This window comes from Paenibacillus sp. E222 (assembly GCF_013401555.1).
Lineage (GTDB): Bacteria > Bacillota > Bacilli > Paenibacillales > Paenibacillaceae > Paenibacillus.
This window is the reverse complement of the sequence record NZ_CP058552.1, coordinates 5,080,649-5,099,165: the sequence shown is the minus strand read 5'-3', so window position 1 is coordinate 5,099,165 and position 18,517 is coordinate 5,080,649. Positions and strand designations below refer to the sequence as shown.

Genomic DNA, 18,517 nt, shown 5'->3' with positions numbered 1-18,517 from the left:
GCCTCTTTATTGTTTTTTATCTAACGGGTTATGAAGTAGCTTGTGTTAGCTTTGGAGAGTTAATAATGCATCAGGCACAAATCAAAGAATCTATTTATACATTTATCCAAAATGATGTGAAGATAATTGACCTTATTGCTGCAGTCCCATATGATTTGAAGAATTATTTGGATCATTCGTTCATATCCAACACCCCGCAGACAGATTCCAGGTAGAGAAGGGAGATGGAAGGATGGTCATGCCGGCATATGGGTCTGGAGCGCAGCCAACCGTTTGGCAGCCCGTTAATCTGGATGAACTTCAAGCTTTAAAGAATGAACTGTCCGGAAAGTATTGTTATGCAGCAGGGGCCACATTATTGCGTACTCAGTGGGAGGGCGGCCTCTTTCCTGTACCTGAGCATATGATCAGCCTTGCTCGTATTCCAGGTGCAAGCGGCGTATATGTGGATGGAGATGATCTGGTCATTGGAGCAGTGACGCGATTAAGTCATTGTGCCACAGACGTTCTTCTGCAAAAGCTGCCCATTTTACAATCTGCAATGAACGCTATCGCCGCTCCTTCTATTCGGAATATGGCGACAATTGGCGGAAACATTGTATCGGGAGTAGGCGACTCCATTCCCGCACTGCTTGTCTACGATGCACAGCTGTACTGGATGACGGACAATGGCATGGAGACGCGCAGTCTTTCCTCCTGGCTGAACGGCGGTCGTGAAGGCAGTCGCAACCCGAATGATGTGTTAATCGCCATTCATATTCCGATGAAACATACGTCTTTCCTTGAAGTCGCGAGCGAACGGACATCTGTAACGCGTGAAATTTCATTTTACCGCAAGCTGGGTCGGCGGGAGACCTTTACAGCATCGCTGGTGACGATTGCATTTCACGGAGAATTGGGCGCAGATGGTCGTTGGAATAAGATTGCAATCGCAGCAGGTGGAGGTTCAGGCATGGCCATGAGACTTCCTGAGTCGGAAAAACTGCTTCTTGGCGTGGAGGCTTCTGTTATGCAAGCTTCATCTCTAGCTGCCACAGTGATGGCGGAATTCGAAACGTATAGTGATGCATTCGCTACAGAACAGTATCGCAAACAAACGGCAGGTAATTTGCTCGGTGCCGGACTCTGGGAAGCACTTCGCTTATAGAAGAAAACCATTTTGAAGAAGCAAAGCGTGAGCCTAAAAGATTTTGGAAAGGGAGAAAGGGGAGAGAGAGCATGCTGTTGAATCGGAATAGTAGTGGGAAACGTTGGCATCTGCGGCCAGATGGGGTAGGCAAAGTAACGGGACAGCTTCAATATCTGACAGACATGACGCTGCCCGATATGATCCACGGAAGGGTCCTTCGAAGCTCTTATCCTTATGCCCGCATATTGTCTATCGATATTACCGGAGCGGAGGCTATGGAGGGGGTATTTGCCGTACTCACCTCCAAAGATGTGCCCGGTTTGAACCTGTTTGGCATTGCAACTCCGGATCAGCCTGTATTTTGCGAGGATGTTGTTCGTTATATCGGTGATGCCATTGCCGCGGTTGCTGCGGATTCCCCGGAACGTGCAGCGCTCGCTCTGGATGCCATCCGGATTGAATATGAGGAATGGACTCCACTGGACAGCCCCGAAGCTGCAATGGCACCCGGTGCACCAGAGCTCCATGAACATGGCCCCGGCAATGTGCTGCACCGCACCGAAATCAAGCGAGGCAATGTAGAAGAGGGCTTTGCTGCATGCGAACATATTGTGAGTGAGACTTATTATACCCCTCGTCAGATGCACGCCTATATGGAGACAGAAGGCGGTTTATTTGTTCCTGATGAGAATGGCAGACTCCATGTCTACGCAGCTACACAGCATGGTTACAAGGACAGGATGCAGCTTGCCCGAATCATTGGATGTTCCGAAGAAGATATCCGGGTGATTTCATCTCCGATAGGCGGTTCTTTTGGCGGGAAAGATGAGCTGAATGTACAGCCTTATGGAGCACTGCTTGCTTTAAGGTGCGGACGTCCTGTGAAAATGCACAATTCACGCAAAGAATCCGTACGTGCAGGCTTGAAGCGCCATCCGATGAAAATTGAGATGCAGACCGGAATCAGCCGTGAAGGCATGATCCAGGCTCACCGAGTCCGCATTACCGCAGACACCGGAGCATATGCAACGCTGGGGGCACCTGTCCTGAATTTCTGCACAGAACACTGTCTTGGGCCTTATTCGATTCCCAACGTAGATGTGGAGGGTGTCTCGGTGTACACGAATAATGGCGTGTCGGGAGAGTTCCGGGGATTTGGCGGTAATCAGGCGATCTTTGCAATAGAGGGTCAGATGGATCGACTCGCAGAGATTATGAATATGGACCCTTGGGAGTTTCGGAGACGCAACATGAGGGAAAAGTCCGATCCTGGGCCATTGAATCAACGGATTCTGGTCACGGATGGACTATCGCAAGTATGGGAGGCAATGGATCGTTCGGAATTATGGCAAAAGCATCTGCATCCCCCGGCAGATCCGGCTCTGCCTCCCTGGATTAAACGTGGTGTGGGTGCAGCCATCGCCATGCACGGGGCAGGGTTGGGTTATGGCATACCCGATCCGGCGGGCGGTCGTCTATCCCTGAATGCCGAAGGTAAGATTGAAGTGGCATTCAGCTACGAAGAATTCGGTCAGGGACTCATCGCCACGCTTGAAATGATGCTCTGCGATCTGTTCCACTGCTCAACCTCCGATCTGAGCATCATCATTGGGGATACGGATCGAGTGCCGCACAGTGGTTCAAGCACCGCTTCGCGTTCAACGACGATGGCCTGGATGGCTCTTCAGCGATTACAGGCACCATTCCGCTCCAAAATCTTGTCGGTAGCCTCTACCTTGTCAGGAATTCCGGCTGACGAACTGATTACTGGAATAGAGGGAGTATGGCGCAAGGATCAGCTTTCTCCAGAAGTTACAGCGAATGAACCGACGATGAATTCCAAAGTTCTTGTTTCTTACGTTGATCTGGCGAAGCATGGAGAAGCGGAAGAATGGATTTTTGATACTCAATTTGAATACCCGACCACGCCGGACAATGTTGTAGGTGGGCATTATTTATATACGTATGCTGCGGTAGCAGCAGAGGTGGAGGTAAACACGCTAACCGGGGAAGCCAAATTGCTGGATACGAGGCATGTGGTAGCTGCTGGCCCTGTCATCAATCCAATGGGATTCATTGGACAGATCGAAGGCGGGAGCGTAATGGCGTTGGGTTTTACATTGACCGAGGATGCTGTGATGCAAGACAGCCGCTACACGACAACCAATCTGGACACCTACTTGATTCCGACGATTCGCGACATTCACACCAACCTGGAAGTGGAGGCAATTGAAGATCTGCCCGAGGGCGATCCTTTTGGACCGCGGGGCATTGGCGAGATTGGTTCGGTGGCGCTTGCTCCGGCCATCACCGCTGCAATTCATCAGGCTACCGGGGTGTGGGTTAATCGTTTACCGGTTCCACGAGATCAACTAATCAAACCACTTAGCGTCTCGCTTCAGGAAGGAGTGAGCTCATCATGACTGAGCCTTTGAGCAACTTCTGGACAGCCGTTGTGAATGGGGAAAAGAAACAATTGCACATCGCCCAAACGACCCGTCTAGTGGACGTACTGCGCTCGCATTTGAATCTGACGGGAACAAAAGTTTCCTGCGAAGTTGGCCGCTGCGGTGCATGTATGGTTCTGATGAATGGAGAGCCTGTCAATTCCTGTCTCGTAATGGCTTATCAATGTGCTGGCAGTGAGATAACAACAATAGAAGGGTTGCTCGGTGAAAAGGAAGGCGAGTTACATCCAATTCAACAGGCTTTTGTGGAAGAGGGCGGCTTCCAATGCGGGTATTGTACACCCGGAATGGTCATTTCCACCAAGGCTCTCTTGGACCGCAATCCGCAGCCAAGTCAGGAACAGATTGAAACGGGATTATGCGGCAACCTGTGCCGCTGCACTGGATATGGAGGAATACTACGAGCGGTAAACAAGGTGATCGATGAGCGCGATAGGGTGGGTTCTACCCCATGATCATGGAAGAAGTGAGGTCAGAGCTTTCTCTGAATTTCAATATCATAAGAGTTTTTAAAGACCAACCTATGTTCTGGGGGTTGGTCTTTGCTGTTGTTGTTGTTGTTTGATGAAACAACATACGAAAATGGTTCGATGCGGGCATTGCGAAAACTTGTTCGTTAGTATACTTTTCATTTGACCATATGTTACTTATAATAAATGTCCTATGAAGATGGTGTAATTGATATTACACACAAGGAGGGATGATTCGTGAACAAATCGGATCGTATGCTGGCCATTGTACTTGAGCTGCAGCGGGGGAAGGTTCAACGTGCGGAAGATTTGGCCCTCTTGTTTGAAACAAGTGTCCGAACCATATACAGAGACATTCAGGCGTTATGTGAGGCAGGAGTTCCTGTGGTGGGAGAACCCGGAGTAGGATATTCGCTTATGGAAGGATACTTTTTGCCTCCGATCAGCTTCACAGCTGAAGAAGCGGTAACACTTCTCATCGGACTTGATTTTGTGGAGCAGCGCTTCGATAACTACTACAAAAGTACATCTCTTACGTCCCGTTCCAAAATTGAAGCCATCCTGCCCGTGCCTCTTCGGGAAGAGGTGGGGCAGATACAACAGGGTATCCGTTTACTTCGTTCACCTGACAGTGATGCACGCGAGCGAGAGATCGAACATATGGGAATCATCCGCAAGGCAATGCAGCTTAAGCTCAAAATTCGTTTTCATTACCATAAACCTGGAACTATGAATGAAACCGTGCAAAAGACCATTCGTTTGGCCTCCCCTTACGGGGTGCTTTGGATGCAAGGTTCATGGATGCTGATTGCCCGATGTGATTTGCGACAGGAGATTCGTCATTTTCGTATATCCCGGATGAGCGATCTGGAGATTAGTACAGATTCATTCGATCTTCCTCCTGATTTTAATATTCATAGCTACTCACCACCTGACAACCGTGATGTTCATGTCCGTGTATGGTTTCATGGTCGAATTGCAGATCGAGTGATTGAAGCGAATAATTACTACATGGAGAAAGCAGAGCTGCAAACAGATGGATTATACGCAGATTTTCGTGTAAGGCATCCAGAAGATGTACTGCGTTGGATACTTGGCTGGGGAGCCTCGGCTCTGGTTTTGGAGCCTGAATCGTTGAGAATCCGTATTCGCGAGGAAGCAAGCAATCTCCTTAAACACTACTGACATAACGTTGTCAGTAGTGTTTGTGTATGATCGGTTTATAACCGATTGAAGGAGCTGTGTATTGGTATGGAAACGAAAATAACAAGGAACAACGATGAGATTCGACGAGATTTTGAACTGACGCTGGAACGTTATTTGCAGGAACTGGAGCAGATGAGCGATGCTCAGTTAAGCTACAAACCCAGTGAGACTGAGTGGTCGGTGGGCCAGATGTACCAGCATTTAATTCAGTCTGCGATGAAAATGCATTTAGCCAATGTTCAACTTTGTATAAGCCCAGACGAGAACTCGGGTAAGAAGAAAAACCAGGGGAAAACAGAAACAGGGGAAGTTGTTTTTGCGCAAGCAAGTTTTCCACCAATACGTATCCACGTTCCTGCTTCTCCTGAGTATACTCCACTACAACCGGATGGAAGAGAAACAATAATTCAAGGATTTAATGAGGTCAGGGATGAAATTCGGAGATTAGAAGTGCTGTTGGAAGGAACAACGCTGGAATCTACGTTGCCACATCCTAGGTTCGGTGGTTTAAATGCTGAGGAATGGTTTGCATTGGTGGAGATGCATTATCGTCATCATTTCTTGCAGCTTGAGCGTTTGAAAAAGGCATGGGAAGAACAGGTGCAGAGATGAATGAACAGGCAAAGCATGATTTGATGGCAAATAATACAGAAATTCAGCAGACTCATACGAGAGAATTTCTGTCCCATCAGTTAGATATAGAAGCAGAATCTGATGAAGGAAACCGCTACTGGATCGGGGTCGTGTCTGCATCCCATGTGGAAAAAGGGGTGGAAGGGGGCTTCGCCCAGCTCTGTCACGGCAAGGTAGCTTCACTGCGAAGAATGAATGCAGGAGACTGGCTGATCTATTATTCGCCCCGAACAAGCATGCAAGGAGGCAAGGTACTTCAAGCATTTACCGCCATAGGGCGTATAATAGACGATCAGGTGTACACGTACCATGTGTCGGATTCCTTTGTACCGCATCGGAGGAATGTTCACTATTATCCTTGTCAGCAGGTGAAGATCGCTGATTTACTGGATCAACTGATCCTTACTAGGGGACAGGCGCGATGGGGATATCCTTTTAGATATGGTCATTTGCAGATTCAAAGAGAGGATTTTCTGAAAATTGCAGTTGCCATGTTGGGGACTGAGGCAGAAAACCTTTTGACGGGAAATAAAAAGAATTGAATTTTTAACAACGTAATAATTATTATGTAAACTTATTATTTTCGATGACATCCATAAGCTGTATCTATATTGTTAACCATGTTTAAGGGGTGGATAGAGCAGGATTTAGGTGGATTTTCAGTTCGAATTTTTGAATGATAAACCTCACTTATAAGGTCTTCAATATTGTTTCGTTGAAAGTGCAGAATGGTTATAGCAACCTTAATTAAATCGTTTTCGAGGAACGTGGGAATGGATGATAATTCTCTTTGGCAATGTAAGTTTAATTACATAAATAACGTTGTTATATGAATTATTATTGCGCTAATCTGTTCCTGAGACACACTCAACGCAATGAATATGGAGTATCGAAAAAAAAAATGAAGACACTGCTACAAACCAGATATAATCCGGTGGAGTAGACCTGTAACATGGCATGTTCATTCGTGTGTAAATGTGTTCATTTATCGACGAGGGACAGAATGGTCTCATTTCTCAAAATCGGGCTATTACGCCCGTTTTAGATCAATTTCATATGGATTTGCGATGGATTTAGTACCGCTTTCAATGTATGCTTTTGGAAACTGGAAAGGAAGTGGGAAAAATGGAACGCGAACTGGCGTTGGAAATTGTCCGAGTAACAGAATTGGCTGCGTTAGCTTCAGCACCCTGGATGGGGCGGGGCGACAAGAACAGTGCAGATGAGGCGGCTACTTTGGCTATGCGCGCCATGTTCGATTCCGTGTCCATTCGCGGCACGGTGGTAATCGGTGAAGGAGAAATGGATGAAGCACCCATGTTGTATATCGGCGAGGAAGTCGGGAACGCTGAGGGACCCGAGGTTGATGTGGCTGTAGATCCTTTGGAAGGTACAGAGATCGTAGCCAAGGGCCTGAACAACGCTTTATCGGTTATTGCAGTGGCGGGAAAAGGCAACCTGCTCCACGCACCGGATATGTATATGGAGAAGCTGGCTGTAGGGCCGGCTCTGGTGGGCAAGGTCAGTATCGAAGACCCGGTTGAAGTGACGTTGGAGAAAGCTGCTGAAGCATTGAACAAAAACATTTCTGATCTAACTGTCATGATTCTGGACCGTGTACGACATGAGAGCACAATCAAGACATTACGCAAGGTTGGTGTGCGAATCAAGTTCCTCAGTGATGGTGACGTTGCTGGTGCGATGGCACCTGCTTTTCCAGAGGCAGGAATTGATCTGTATGTTGGATCAGGCGGAGCACCGGAAGGTGTACTTGCAGCAGCAGCCTTGTCCTGTCTGGGGGGCGAGATTCAAGGTCGCCTAATGCCTGCGAACGCAGATGAATTCCAGCGCTGCTTGCAAATGGGGATCGATAATCCCTACAAAGTATTAACGATGCAGGATATGATCGGCACGGAAGACGTCATTTTTGCAGCAACTGGTGTTACCCCAGGTGAGATTCTTGGAGGAGTGCGTTACCTCGCAGATGACCGGGCAGAGACCGATTCCATTGTCATGCGTGCCAAAACCAAAACCATTCGTTTCATCCGTTCTCAGCATTTCCTTCCTAATAAGGAAGTGTTGCACAAAGTGCGGCAGCTTCAATCGACACCTGAGCCTTCGGATCGCATTCAAAGTCATGTCACTATTTTGGAACAGGCTGAGTTCAGTCAATCATCCGTCGGTAACGGCGTGACGACCTGATGCAGGTATGGGCTCTAGTTAGTTGGGCCAATAAATGACAATTTGTAGACAGTTGAATCATTAGGGAATGTAGGACAAGTTACAAGAAAATATAGTAAGCAAAAGGTGGGGAATTTGTTTACACAAATCCCCATCTTTTTTTGTGTTAAAAGCATTGACAACGGTTACAACACATGAGAAGATGTACGCGCGTACATAATTAATTGATACATGGCACCGGTTTTGCATGTGTTCAGGAAACATGAAGGAGGTGAGATCCATGGCATCCCGTAAAGAAGTGGCTGATCTTGCCGGTGTTTCGGAAGCTACAGTTTCCCGAGTTCTTAATGGCGTTGGTCCTATTAAAGAGGAAACCCGCCGCAAGGTTATTGAAGCTTCCGATCAATTGGGTTACGTGCCCAGCGCACTGGCCCGCAGCTTTGCGAGAAGTAAAAGTGGTAACCTTGGCGTGGTGCTGCCCTATGTTCCGAAGGCGCACTTGTTCTCGGCGTATTTCTTCTCGGAAATGCTGAGCGGCATTGGGAGCAAAGCCAGGGACAACGGCATGGACCTGCTAGTCATGTTCAGGACACCGGGTGAAGTGATGAATTATACGGATCTGTTCCGCCGTCAGAAAGTGGATGCTTGCATCATTCTCGGCGCGCGAGATGATCATGGGGAACTGGCTGCCATGCAGCAGCTTAAGCAGGAAGGGCATCCCTTTTGCATTATGAGCCAGCACTTTGCAGGCGAATCATTCATGGAAGTGGATGCCGATCATGTGGAGGGCAGCAGGCAGGCAATCCGTCACCTTACCGATCAAGGGTATCGGAACATTGCTTTTCTCAATGGACCAGACAGCTATTCCAACAGTCAGGAGCGGCTTCGGGGCGTCCAGATCGGGCTGAATGAAGCCGGAATGCAGGTGGATTCCAGTCTATTGCTGGAGGGAAATTACAGCAGACGAAGCGGTGTGGAGGCAGCTGCCACCATCGCAACCCGACTTGACGAGATTGACGCTGTATTTGCTGCGAATGATCGGATGGCGATCGGTGTTATGCATGGTTTACGTGAGCGTGGGATCAAGGTTCAGGATTTCCCCGCGTTTGTGGGTTACGATGACTCCGATGCAGCCGAGATGGCGGTTCCGCCGCTGAGCAGCGTCAGGGTTCCCTTTTATGAAATGGGTGAACTGGCTGCATCCAAGCTTATTCATGAATCATTGGGGGCAGCAGCTGCATCAGTGAATTCCGAAGTTCCCTCAGAAACTGCAAGGCAGTTATTGCCTACGGAACTGATTATCCGTACCTCTTCAATCCGTAATTAATACATTGCTAGTTATATTCCAAAGGAGGAAATGACCATGTCAAATCGTCTTCGTGTCGGAATGGTTGGATACAAATTTATGGGGAAAGCCCATAGCAATGCTTATCGCAGTTTGCCGATGTTTTTCCCGTCTGCACCGCTGCAGCCCGAGATGTCGGTAATCTGTGGACGTAACGAGCAGGGGGTTCAGGAGGCTGCCAATCAGTTCGGCTGGTCTGAAAGTGTAACGGATTGGCGCGAGCTGGTGCGACGTGATGACATCGATCTGATCGATATTAACGCTCCAAGTGATGCCCATAAGGAAATTGCGCTGGAAGCCGCTCGCCAAGGTAAACATCTGTTCTGTGAAAAACCGCTGGCACTGTCGCTCGCTGATTCGCGTGAAATGCTCCAGGCTGCGGAAGAAGCAGGGGTTGCTCACATGGTCGGATTTAACTACCGTTTCTCTCCTGCTGTGCAGCTGGCCAAAGAATTGGTGCAAAGCGGACGTCTGGGCAAAATCTATCATTTCCGTGCGTTTTTCCTTCAGGACTGGATTATGGACCCTTCGTTCCCGCTGGTGTGGCGTCTGCAAAAAGAAGTGGCCGGCTCCGGTTCGCATGGCGATCTTGGCGCACATCTAATTGATCTGGCACGTTTCCTGGTGGGTGAATTCAAGGAAGTGATCGGGATGAGCGAAACGTTCATTAAAGAGCGGCCGCTGGCTTCGGAAATGACCGGACTTAGTGCCAAAGGCAGTTCGAACGCAGGTGCACCTAAGGGAGAAGTGACGGTAGATGATGCCACTTTGTTCCTGGCACGATTTGCAGATGGTGCACTCGGAAGCTTTGAGGCTACACGCTTTGCAGCAGGGCATCGCAGTACCAACTCCTTTGAGATCAACGGCAGTCTGGGAAGCGTTCGGTTTGATTTTGAACGGATGAATGAACTGGAAGTGTATTTTACGAAGGACGATGAAGATGTGCAGGGCTTCCGCCGTGTTCTGGCGACCGATCCGGCACACAAATATGCTGAGGCGTGGTGGCCTGCAGGACATACGATTGGATTCGAGCACACGTTCACACATGAAATGCTGGAACTGGTGACTGCGATCTCCGAAGGACGGCAGCCTGAGCCAAGTTTCCATGATGGGGTTGCCTGTCAAGCAGTATTGGAAGCCGTTGAACGTTCCGTTACAGAGCGCCGCTGGGTGTCGCTAGAAGAAATGTAAGTATTGAGCCACTCACTGAATTGCGAAGTGGACATCATGGTGGCACCCATTTGAAATAAATAAACTAGATTTTAGCTAGGATGTTGACCTCGGAGAGGTCTTGAGTTTGCGTAAGGTCCGATAGAGAATGACAATAACTTAACTTCCGGAAAGCGAGTGATCAGTGATGAGCAAAGCACTAATCGTATGGGGCGGCTGGGATGGACATGAACCAGAGCAGGTAGCAGCAATTTTTGAACGCATTTTGAAGGAAGAACAATTCGAGGTTGAAGTCTCAGATACATTGGAAGCTTATGCGGATGCAGAGAAACTGCTGGGTCTGGACCTAATCATTCCGCTGTGGACGATGGGGCAGATTGAACAGGAACTGGTCAATAATGTATCTGCGGCTGTCCAGAGTGGCGTGGGTCTTGCGGGTCTTCATGGCGGGATGTGTGATGCGTTCCGCAACAACGTCGACTGGCAGTTCATGACGGGTGGACAGTGGGTTGCGCATCCAGGGAACGACGGCGTGGAGTACACGGTAAACATGAAGCGTGGTTCCAGTCCGCTCTTGGATCATATTGAAGATTTCCAGGTGAAAAGTGAACAGTACTACCTGCATGTGGACCCTGCAGTGGAAGTGCTGGCAACAACACGTTTCCCAATTGTTAACGGTCCTCACGCAGCCAATGGCCCAGTAGATATGCCAGTCGTTTGGACCAAGCGCTGGGGTGCAGGCCGTGTGTTCTACAATTCGCTCGGACACCATGCAGATATTGTGGAGATGAAACAAGTTACTGAAATGATGCGTAGTGGTTTCAAATGGACTGCCGCAGGTAAAGCACTTGCGCATAGCCGTACGAACGAATTGGCGGAAGTTTACACAGGAATGGCTGATAACCAAAGTCACTAAATTATATTCAATCTAATTCACATCCGTTGAGAAAAAATATTGCCCCACATCACAGCCATCTAGAGTTTTTATGGAAGCGCTATATCCAGTGGGAACAGAAAGGGAGTCCAAGCATGAAAACAATGAAAGTAGGCATTATTGGCTGCGGTAAAATCAGCGGTATTTATATGGAGAACTGTCACCGATTTGAGGTGCTCGATCTTATTGCGGTTGCGGATCTTGACCGGAGCAGAGCAGAGGAGCAAGCAGCTGCTTATTCTGTTCCTAACGTATATACGGTAGATGAAATTTTGGCAGACCCTGAGATCGACCTGATTATCAATCTGACAATCCCTGCCGTTCATGCGGATGTATGCTTGAGAGCGCTCGAAGCAGGCAAACATGTATATGTGGAAAAACCACTCGCCGTTACACGCGAAGAAGGTCAGACGGTTCTGGAAACGGCCAAGCGTAAAGGTCTGCTGGTAGGCTGTGCACCAGAGACGTTCTTTGGTTCAGGCATACAGACTGCACTCAAAGTGGTAGAGGATGGTGTCATTGGCAAACCTGTGGCAGCTACCGCATTTATGATGAGCCGTGGGCATGAGCACTGGCATCCCGATCCGGAGTTCTACTATGCAGCCGGTGGTGGGCCGATGTTTGATATGGGGCCTTACTACCTGACTGCGCTAGTACAATTACTTGGGCCAATCAAGTCCATTGCTGGCATGACGGGCAAAGCGATGGAGCAGCGGACGATCACGAGTGAAAAAAAGCGGGGTCAGAGCATCCCTGTAGAAATTCCGACGCATGTAGCTGGATTGCTGCAATTTGAGCAGGGAGCTATCGGCACGCTGATTACGAGTTTTGACGTATTTGGCGGAAGTGTATTGCCACCGATTGAAGTATACGGCACCCATGGAACCCTACAGGTTCCTGATCCAAACACATTCGGCGGTCCGGTTCGTTACCGGTTGATGGGAGATCAGGAGTGGACTGAGGTGCCTCTTCTTCCAGGATATCAGGAAAATACACGTGGCATCGGTGTTGCAGATATGGCTTATGCAGTGGGCAGCGGTCGCGCTCACAGAGCAAGTGGAGAGCTGGCCTATCATGTACTTGAAGCCATGTGGGCATTCCATGATTCTTCGGATGAGCAGACTTTTTATAAAATGGAAAGCACATGTCAGCGCCCAGCTGCACTGCCGGCAGATCTTCCATTGTACACACTTGATCAATAATCGATTAAGTTAGAAGAATAGCCCTGACTCCCGATGCGAGGGAAGCAGGGCTATTTTCATTTTATATCAAGGCATGATCAGGGTTTCAGGGTTCGAATCCGGCCTGGCTAATCCAAATTTCATCTTCCTCAAAATGTGCCTTCATTCGCTCGACTACCATTTTGTATGCCTCAGGACTGTACCAATTTTCCTTGCCCACTTGTTCGTAAAGTGGCTTTATGCCAAGTCTCCGGGTTCGTTTGCCCTCACTGCCATCTCCCATAAAGTAATCATCAACGCAAATACGATCAACAAGCGGCCTCAGGATGGCTGCAAAATTTTCGCTGCTGGGTAATACTGGCGCAATAGCAGCCTGTGTGGGGATACCGGCATCTCGGAGTTGTTCCAGTGCACGCAATCTGCCAGCGATTGGCGGAGCTGAAGGACTGAACTGCTTGCGGATATCATCCAGATCCGTTTCCACGGTCATGCTAACCCGGACCCGGTCACCCAACTTTTGCAGCAGATCGATATCTCGGGTCACCAATGGACTTCGGGTCTGTACCAATATAAAATCAGGTGGATGCTGGACCATGACTTCTAGCAAAGACCGCGTGATTTGCTCCTTATATTCTATGGGTTGATACGGGTCTGTACTGGATGACATAAAAAGAGTGACTTTACCTTTTGATTTCGCACGCTTCAGCTCTTTGGCAAACACATTGGCGGCTTCCTGTTTCACATCAACCCAGCTGCCCCATGGTTCATTACGAAATAAAGAGACGGGCATTTGCCTTACATAACAGTAGGAACAGCCAAAAGCGCAGCCTGTGTAGGGATTCAGCGTATGCGTATAACCATTAAGGAACCCGGTTCCTTTGTTCAGCAATGTTTTAGGTACTTTGTATACCAAATTGGTCTTCATGATGGATCACGCCTTTGTTCACGATAATTGGCAGGTGTGCTGCCTGTATGTTTTCGAAATACAGTAATAAAATACGCCGGATTGGCTATGCCAACCTGTCGACCGATATCTGAAACAGTGAGCCGGGTGCTTTCAAGCAATTTCCGGGCTTCGGTGACTCTTTTTTCCTGAATATACTCCACCGGAGTTAGACCTGTAATCCGTTTGAACACCCGATGCAGATGATATGGACTCCCGTGGCTCACATTTGCAAGAATATCTAGTGTTAGAGGCTCGACAAAATGATGTTCAATATAGTCTGTTACAACAGAAATCCATTCCTGATCAGGGATTCGCTCGCCCGTTGGTTTGCACCGTTTGCATGGACGGAAATGTAGAGCTAATGCTTCTTCAGGGTTGTTAAATATAGAGACATTCTCATATTTGGGTGCTTTCGACTTGCAGGAAGGTCGGCAAAAGATGCCTGTTGTTTTGACACCGTAATAGAATTTACCATCAAAGCTGCTGTCGTTGTGGATAATGGCATTCCACTGTTTGTCATCTATAGGAACAGAATCTGTTTGATAGGAATTGTGACTTTCCAAAAGAATCACCTCAAGTTTCATTATACCCCTGATTTACGGAGATGGACGAAGTTTCAAACAAAAAAGCAAGATATCAATATGTTGGAAAAGGACATCCCTTCAATCTGAATGAAATATAGGCTACAATGTACAGGATGGCAAGCTGTTTAAGCGTGAAATTTATTTATGAAAGAGGTAGATTGAATGATTCGTTTTGGCGTGGTAGGTACCAACTGGATTACAGAGAGACTTCTTGAGGCCGCTGCACAAGTCGAAGGATTCGAATTGACCGCCGTATACTCAAGGACTGAAGATAAAGCTAATGCATTTGCAGATCAATATCAGGCTGCACTTCGATTCACCAGCCTCGAAGAGATGGCGACGAGTGATGGTCTTGATGCGGTGTACATTGCAACACCCAATACCTTTCATGCGGAGCAGGCAGAGTTGTTTCTGAGAAACGGCAAACATGTACTGTGCGAGAAACCTTTGGCTGCCAATGGGGCAGAGGTCCGTCGTATGATTGATACAGCGAAAGAACATGGAGTTCTGCTCATGGAGGCGATGAAATCGACCCTTGTTCCCTCGTTCAAAATGGTACAATCTCACCTACATAAAATTGGCCCGGTACGCAAATATGTGGCAAGCTACTGCCAGTACTCTTCCCGGTACGACAAGTACAAGGAAGGAATCGTCCTGAATGCGTTCAAACCCGATCTTGCTAATGGGGCGTTAATGGATCTTGGTGTATACTGTCTCTATCCATTGATTACGCTGTTTGGCGAGCCTAAACAAGTTCAGTCCCAGGCAGTGATGCTGGAATCCGGGGTAGATGGACAAGGCAGTGTCATTCTGAATTATGATGAGATGGAAGCGGTAGTGACGTACTCCAAAATCTCCAACTCTCATGTTCCAAGCGAAATTATGGGCGAACGCGGCAGCATCATCATTGACAAAATTGGTTCACCTGAGCATGCGGAGATACGCTACAATGATGGTACGGTGGAAAAACTCACTGCCGAGCAAATTCATCCGTCGATGTATTATGAGGTGGAGGAGTTTGTCAATCTGATTCAGCAGGGCAAAAAGGAATCGGCCATGAACACGTATGAACGTTCCTATGTTACCATGCAGGTAATGGATCAGATCCGGCAGCAGATTGGTCTTGTTTTTCCTAACGATTAATTCTGGAAAGTGAGCTGAGACGAGATGAGCAGAGATGAGCAGAAGAGCAGAGTAGCCGGCCTGGAGCTGGCACAGATTATTTTTATCGGGCGAACCTTCGAGGAATATATGAAGATGTTCAACCTGACCGTGGAAGAAATTAAAGGTAAGTCTATTCTCGATTGTCCAGGTGGGGCTTGTTCATTCAGCAGCCATTCGCGAAAGTGGGGTGCAGATCCCATGGCAGCGGATATTGCCTATGAACATGAGATCGGCCAACTGGAAGTGAAGGGACTTCAGGATATTGAACATACGATGAAACAAATGGAACAAGTACAAGACAAATATAGATGGGATGATTTCGGTTCGATCCATGGCTTGGAAGAAGAACGTAGACGTGCAATCACCGATTGTGTAGCGGATATGAGACGTTTCCCTGACCGTTATGTGGCTTCTGTACTGCCGGAGTTACCTTTTGCCGATGAACAATTCGACCTGACGTTGTCTGCGCATTTCCTGTTTACGTATGCAGATCGTCTGGATGCCGAATTCCATCTTCAGACGATCCTTGAGCTGTTGCGTGTGAGCAAACGGGAGCTGCGTATTTTTCCTACGGTAGACTTGTCTGGCAAGCGTTATGAGCATATGGATCAATTAAAGGCTATACTGGAAGAACGCGGATATATTACATCTGAAGAGAAAACTTTATACGAATTCCAGCGTGGAGCACACACGATGCTCCATATTGTGAAATCCCGGTAAACATACCTGAATTGCAACAGCACAGACAGCACTTCATTCATGAAGGTTTTAATAAGATACGCATGACCAGAACAGGTTAGGAGGTTTTATCGGATGAAAAAAGTACTTATACTTGGTGGGACACGGTTCTTCGGCAAACGTCTGGTTGATCATTTACTGTGGGAAGGAAAGTCTCAAATCACCGTCGCAACTCGCGGCAAAACGAATGTAGACTTTGGACCCGAGGTCAATCGGATTAAAATGGATCGAGAGGACCCGAAATCTCTTGCCGAGGTTGCGCAGACCGACATGTGGGATATTGTCTATGACAACATCTGTTACTCGCCGGATGCGGCGAAGTCGGCTTGCGAAGCTTTTGCGGGGCGTACCCAAAGATACATTTTGACGTCAACGCTCTCCGTATATGGAGATCCTCGACCTGGATTTACGGAAGCCGATTTTGATCCGTACACCTACCCGGTGCAATATGGAAGCCATGAAGATTTCTCGTATGGAGAGGGTAAACGCTTAGCGGAAGCTGTGTTTTTCCAGGAAGCGGATTTCCCGGTGGCGGCGATGCGCATTCCGATTGTACTCGGAATTGATGACTACACGCGAAGACTCCATTTTCATATTGAACATGTGCAAAAAGGAAAACCTATCGGCATGCCCAATCCGAACGCCGAGATTGGTTTTATCAACTCCACCGAAGCCGCGAGATTTCTCACTTGGCTTGGACATTCATCCATGACTGGACCTGTGAATGCAGCTTCCAAAGGAGCGATAACCCTTTCCGCGATGATGCATCTGATCGAAACGGTAACAGGCATGCAATCCCAGGTACTGACGGAAACGATCGAAGAAGACATGTCACCCTTTGGAATTTCGGAATCCTGGACTATGGATACGTCCAAAGCAGAGCAGGCGGGATATACGTTCGAAGCATTAATGGATTGGTTCCCGGGTCTGGTTCGCGAAGTTGCTCTGGCACTTCAATCCGAGGGATAAATGGAACTAAAGAATATTTACACTTGCCACTCCGATGACAGAACAACCTTCCGATCGCTGTTATCCCCAGATTTTTTGGATTCCCATTTTCAAAGGGGAAAATCCGGGGATAAAGGCGAAGCGTATGCTTCCGATGCAGCTTTCTTTCAGAAAGCTTTTAGCTTCGCTTCTTCAGGTTATTTCTGTCCTCTACGTTCTTGTGTAAATGCTTAGTTCAATTTATATAAATTCCATATATATAAGAGGTACAATTAATAAAAAACAGGACGCGGTCAGAGAGATACTCTCCGATGCGTCCTGTTTTTATTTGCTTCAACAAAACAGTTTCTCTCAAGTCAGAGTTGATCTTCAATTGATTTTCCTCTTTATTGGGAAGGTATAGAGGCCGAAGCGCGAATACGCAGCTCTGATGGCATAATAACGGTCTGCGGTTCTTCGGGAGCCTTACCTTCAATTCGGTCGATGAGCATCTGCATGCCGATGGCACCGAAATCATAGGCAGGCTGTGCAGCAACCGTGAGAAAGGGATCAAAGGCAGAAGCCAGATCGAGGTCATCAAAACAGACGACCGAGATATCTTCAGGAACACGCAGCCCCCGTTTACGTAAAAGTCGAATGACGCCAATGGCAAGCATATTATTTGCTGCAAATATGGCTGTAGGTTTGTGTGGATGTGCAAGCAAACTGTCGATACCTACTTCATCGCTGAAATCCCGATAGCCCGTTCGAAGGATTAAGTCTCCATCAAAGGGCAGCTCGGCTTCCCGGAGCCCCTCCATGTATCCTTCTTCTCGCAGCCGCGCAGTCGAAACCTCGGAAGAACCATTAACCAGAGCAATGCAGCGATGTTCCAGATTCGTCAGATATCGAATCAATTGAAGCGCACCATCCCGGCTGTCTCCAGCGATAACGTCAGATGTGATTCCAGGGACAGTGCGGTCCAAAATAACAAACGGAATATTGCGTTCCTGAAGCTGCTTCAGGTGATTCAGAGAGCGGTCCCCTGCAGGTGCAAACAGTACACCATCGACGCGGGTAGACAGAATGGTTTCCACATAATTTTTCTCCTTGTCGTAGTCCTCGTCGCTATTGCTGAACAAGAGACGGTACCCACGCAGATTGGCAGCATCTTCAGCCCCCCGGGCCAGCGTTGTATAGAAGGGATTCGTAATATCTGTAATCAACAATGACAGCATCTGAGTCCGTTGCAGCACAAGACTGCGCGCATTCGAGTTGGGTATGTAACCAAGTTCTTCGATGACCTGTTGTACACGCTCACGTGTCGCCTGACTGATGCGACCTGTTTGATTAATGACTTTGGAGACGGTCATGGCGGAGACGTTGGCTTTTTTGGCAATATCATAAATGGTAATCAATAGGATCTAACCTTTCCGCAACA

The 18,517-nt window shown here is 48.0% G+C and carries 17 protein-coding genes; 14 read left to right on the top strand and 3 right to left on the bottom strand.

What is annotated here, in order from left to right; translation table 11 throughout:
• The first annotated feature begins 232 nt into the window (after window positions 1-232).
• From HW560_RS22735 to HW560_RS22685, 11 genes are all read left to right on the top strand, one after another.
• Window positions 233-1,147: an FAD binding domain-containing protein gene (locus HW560_RS22735; RefSeq protein ID WP_090898184.1), complete on the top strand. Its 915-nt coding sequence runs from the start codon at window positions 233-235 to the stop codon at window positions 1,145-1,147.
• Window positions 1,148-1,218: 71 nt separating this feature from the next.
• Complete coding sequence (gene pucD / locus HW560_RS22730; protein ID WP_179264825.1) at window positions 1,219-3,552, top strand: xanthine dehydrogenase subunit D; 2,334 nt, start codon at window positions 1,219-1,221, stop codon at window positions 3,550-3,552.
• Complete coding sequence (locus tag HW560_RS22725; RefSeq protein WP_090898189.1) at window positions 3,549-4,052, top strand: (2Fe-2S)-binding protein; 504 nt, start codon at window positions 3,549-3,551, stop codon at window positions 4,050-4,052. The genes pucD and HW560_RS22725 overlap by 4 nt, the downstream gene beginning before the upstream one ends.
• A 252-nt stretch (window positions 4,053-4,304) precedes the next feature.
• A complete protein-coding gene (locus HW560_RS22720) occupies window positions 4,305-5,252 on the top strand; it encodes a helix-turn-helix transcriptional regulator (RefSeq protein ID WP_179264824.1) in 948 nt (315 codons plus the stop codon).
• 66 nt (window positions 5,253-5,318) lie between these two features.
• Window positions 5,319-5,885, top strand: coding sequence for a DinB family protein (locus tag HW560_RS22715; RefSeq protein WP_090898195.1), 567 nt, complete (start codon window positions 5,319-5,321; stop codon window positions 5,883-5,885).
• Window positions 5,882-6,448, top strand: coding sequence for an EVE domain-containing protein (locus HW560_RS22710; protein WP_371129130.1), 567 nt, complete (start codon window positions 5,882-5,884; stop codon window positions 6,446-6,448). Before HW560_RS22715 ends, HW560_RS22710 begins: the two co-directional genes overlap by 4 nt.
• A 583-nt stretch (window positions 6,449-7,031) precedes the next feature.
• A complete protein-coding gene (gene glpX / locus HW560_RS22705) occupies window positions 7,032-8,108 on the top strand; it encodes a class II fructose-bisphosphatase (protein ID WP_079695983.1) in 1,077 nt (358 codons plus the stop codon).
• 259 nt (window positions 8,109-8,367) lie between these two features.
• Window positions 8,368-9,414: a LacI family DNA-binding transcriptional regulator gene (locus HW560_RS22700; RefSeq protein ID WP_179264823.1), complete on the top strand. Its 1,047-nt coding sequence runs from the start codon at window positions 8,368-8,370 to the stop codon at window positions 9,412-9,414.
• 36 nt (window positions 9,415-9,450) lie between these two features.
• Complete coding sequence (locus tag HW560_RS22695; protein WP_179264822.1) at window positions 9,451-10,623, top strand: Gfo/Idh/MocA family protein; 1,173 nt, start codon at window positions 9,451-9,453, stop codon at window positions 10,621-10,623.
• Window positions 10,624-10,789: 166 nt separating this feature from the next.
• Complete coding sequence (locus tag HW560_RS22690) at window positions 10,790-11,518, top strand: ThuA domain-containing protein (protein WP_090898204.1); 729 nt, start codon at window positions 10,790-10,792, stop codon at window positions 11,516-11,518.
• 113 nt (window positions 11,519-11,631) lie between these two features.
• Window positions 11,632-12,738 (top strand): Gfo/Idh/MocA family protein, encoded by a 1,107-nt coding sequence (locus tag HW560_RS22685; protein WP_179264821.1) that lies wholly within the window; start codon window positions 11,632-11,634, stop codon window positions 12,736-12,738.
• Window positions 12,739-12,823: 85 nt separating this feature from the next.
• On the opposite strand, the gene HW560_RS22680 is transcribed toward HW560_RS22685, so the two are convergent.
• Together HW560_RS22680 and HW560_RS22675 are read right to left on the bottom strand one after the other, a co-directional pair.
• Window positions 12,824-13,642, bottom strand: a complete 819-nt coding sequence (locus tag HW560_RS22680; RefSeq protein ID WP_179264820.1) for an SPL family radical SAM protein — start codon at window positions 13,640-13,642, stop codon at window positions 12,824-12,826.
• Window positions 13,639-14,235: a bifunctional transcriptional activator/DNA repair enzyme AdaA gene (locus tag HW560_RS22675; RefSeq protein ID WP_306459249.1), complete on the bottom strand. Its 597-nt coding sequence runs from the start codon at window positions 14,233-14,235 to the stop codon at window positions 13,639-13,641. The genes HW560_RS22680 and HW560_RS22675 overlap by 4 nt, the downstream gene beginning before the upstream one ends.
• A 174-nt stretch (window positions 14,236-14,409) precedes the next feature.
• Between HW560_RS22675 and HW560_RS22670 the strand changes: the two genes are divergently transcribed.
• From HW560_RS22670 to HW560_RS22660, 3 genes are all read left to right on the top strand, one after another.
• The gene (locus HW560_RS22670; RefSeq protein ID WP_179264818.1) at window positions 14,410-15,390 is read left to right on the top strand and encodes a Gfo/Idh/MocA family protein; all 981 of its coding nucleotides are present in this window, start codon (window positions 14,410-14,412) and stop codon (window positions 15,388-15,390) included.
• 24 nt (window positions 15,391-15,414) lie between these two features.
• Entirely contained in the window at window positions 15,415-16,131 is a 717-nt protein-coding gene (locus tag HW560_RS22665) for an SAM-dependent methyltransferase (RefSeq protein ID WP_090898219.1), read from the top strand.
• Between the two features lie 93 nt (window positions 16,132-16,224).
• Window positions 16,225-17,118, top strand: coding sequence for an NAD-dependent epimerase/dehydratase family protein (locus HW560_RS22660; RefSeq protein WP_090898222.1), 894 nt, complete (start codon window positions 16,225-16,227; stop codon window positions 17,116-17,118).
• Window positions 17,119-17,483: 365 nt separating this feature from the next.
• On the opposite strand, the gene HW560_RS22655 is transcribed toward HW560_RS22660, so the two are convergent.
• Window positions 17,484-18,494, bottom strand: coding sequence for a LacI family DNA-binding transcriptional regulator (locus tag HW560_RS22655; protein WP_179264817.1), 1,011 nt, complete (start codon window positions 18,492-18,494; stop codon window positions 17,484-17,486).
• Between the last annotated feature and the right edge of the window lie 23 nt (window positions 18,495-18,517).